This is a genomic window from Moorena sp. SIO4A1, from assembly GCF_010672065.1.
GTDB lineage: Bacteria > Cyanobacteriota > Cyanobacteriia > Cyanobacteriales > Coleofasciculaceae > Moorena.
Window position 1 is genome coordinate 1 of sequence record NZ_JAAHHX010000618.1, and the last position, 1,579, is coordinate 1,579.

Genomic DNA, 1,579 nt, shown 5'->3' on the forward strand with positions numbered 1-1,579 from the left:
CCTAACGCACCCTACGCAACTCTGCTCCCTACTCCCTATTCCCTATTCCCTATTCCCTGTTCCCTTTGCTATATGTATGAATTCTTTAAGTTAATCAATAAATTATGGAATAATCATAAACAGAAAATCAGACACAACTATTATCGTAACCAACTTGGAAATATTGGGGAAGACTGTTATATAGGTAAAAGCGTAATCAAAAATAATTTAAGTAAATTATTTCTGGGCAATCGCGTCATTGTAGAAAATAATGTAACGCTTAAATGTAATTTAGAAGACTCTGCTATTCATATTGGCGATCGCTCCATTATCCGAAGTTCAGCAATGCTCATCTCTGCAGAGGGTAAGATAAAAATTGGTAGTGACTGTAGTGTTAACCCTTTTTGTTTTCTTTATGGTGCAGGTGACTTAGTTATAGGAAACTGGGTCAGAATCGCTACCCATACTGTAATTGTTACTTCAAACTATACTTTTGACGATCTTGATACGCCTATCGACCTTCAACCGTCTACTAAAAAAGGTGTCATTATAGAAGATGATGTTTGGATAGGGGCGGGAGTAAGAATCCTTGATGGTTGCAGAATAGGTAAAGGTTCTGTAATCGGTGCTGGGACAGTTTTAACTAAGAGTGTTGAGCCTTACTCTGTAGTTGTAGGAGTACCGGGCAAGGTTATTCGTAAACGTGGTGAATATAAAGATAGTAAACAGGAGTAAATAGGATAATTTTTTTTAACAAAACTAGTCACAAATAAATAGAGTTATCTCATCTATTTATTACTAATAAATAATCACGACTATCCTAGACTGATGATAGTAAATGAGTAGTTTAACTGAGCTTAACTCCTTAAATTATAAGGGAGTCAATACAATTAAATTTAAAAAACATTGTTTTTTGTTATCGCTACAAGCCTCTTTTAGTAAGCTTTGTAGCGATAATTTTATACTAATTTAGTTTAGCCACATCCTAGATAGCCATAATCCCTAGCACTATTAGGACAATTAGCTATGAAAAATCAAGAGCGTGTGCGAGTATTTATCGGCTCTGGTGAAGCAAGTCTAGTGGAGAGGAAAGTCTCAATTTACTCTCTTCGTAAGCATAGCCGTAGGGAACTGGATATTTATGTTTTTAATGGCACCCACAATGCTATTGAACATAATGATGATCAGCCTTATCTCGCTCCCATGTCTTTACGAGTTAAATATCGCAATACAACTGAGTTTAGTCTCTACCGATATTTGATTCCACAGTTGTGTAACTATCAAGGTAAAGCTATTTATATTGACTCAGATACTATCTGTTTAACTGATATTGGTGAACTCTTCGAGACACCTTTGAATGGCTGTGATTTCCTGGCAAAAAGAGCTTATAGCAGTGAAGCTAAAGACCTTTGGGGCTTGAGCGTAATGCTGATCGATTGTCAAAAATCTAACTTTGATTTAGAAACCTACTACGACGAAATTGAGCAAGGTCTGTATTCTTATCCTGACCTTGCCCGTATGAGTCCGGCTTTTCTGGCTCATCACCATTACCAAATCGGAGAACTAAACCCCCTTTGGAATGTCTTTGATTACTATGACA

Annotated in this window: 2 protein-coding genes; both read left to right on the top strand. The window is 36.5% G+C overall.

Annotated elements, in window-relative coordinates; all coding sequences use genetic code 11:
* Positions 1-72 precede the first annotated feature (72 nt).
* Entirely contained in the window at positions 73-714 is a 642-nt protein-coding gene (locus tag F6K53_RS41245) for an acyltransferase (RefSeq protein WP_081431418.1), read from the top strand.
* 291 nt (positions 715-1,005) lie between these two features.
* Positions 1,006-1,579: glycosyltransferase (locus tag F6K53_RS41250; protein ID WP_293086120.1), on the top strand; the 574-nt coding region annotated here is incomplete at its 3' end.